The 553-nt window shown below is 67.5% G+C and carries 1 pseudogene; it reads left to right on the top strand.

The features are described from left to right. Positions 1-31: 31 nt before the first annotated feature. Positions 32-553 (top strand): annotated as a pseudogene (locus tag EN745_RS35610) (DNA polymerase IV); the annotation flags it as partial.

Here is a 553-nt window from a genome sequence, read left to right as displayed (position 1 = left end):
GCTAATGCTGCAACGCCGCAAGGTGAACGGGATGGCGCAGGGCGCAGAAGCCACCATCCTGCATGCCGATCTCGACGCCTTCTATGCCTCGGTCGAGCAGTTGCTCGACCCCTCGCTCAGGGGCAAGCCGATCGCCGTCGGCGGTGGCGTGGTGCTGGCCGCCTCCTATGAAGCGAAGGCCTTCGGCGTGCGCGGCGGCATGCCCGGCCGCAAGGCACGCGAGCTTTGCCCTGAACTCATCTTCGTCGGCGGCCACTTCAGCGAGTACCAGCGCCTCGGCGACGCGGCGATCAAGGTGCTCGACGATTTCACGCCGCTGGTCGAGCGGATATCGATCGACGAGGCCTTCGCCGACGTCGCCGGCTGCACGCATCTGTTCGGGCCGCCCGACGAGATCGCCCATGCCATCCGCCGCCGCGTGAAGGCTGAGCTCGGCCTGCCGATCTCGATCGGCGTGGCGCGCACCAAGCATCTGGCCAAGATCGCCTCGCAAGTCGCAAAACCCGACGGGCTTGTCGTGGTCGAGCCCGGCACGGAGCTCGCATTCCTGCAC

This window comes from Mesorhizobium sp. M4A.F.Ca.ET.022.05.2.1 (genome assembly GCF_003998845.1).
GTDB lineage: Bacteria > Pseudomonadota > Alphaproteobacteria > Rhizobiales > Rhizobiaceae > Mesorhizobium.
Note: the sequence above shows the minus strand (reverse complement) of the source record. Positions and strands in the feature narration are given on the sequence as shown.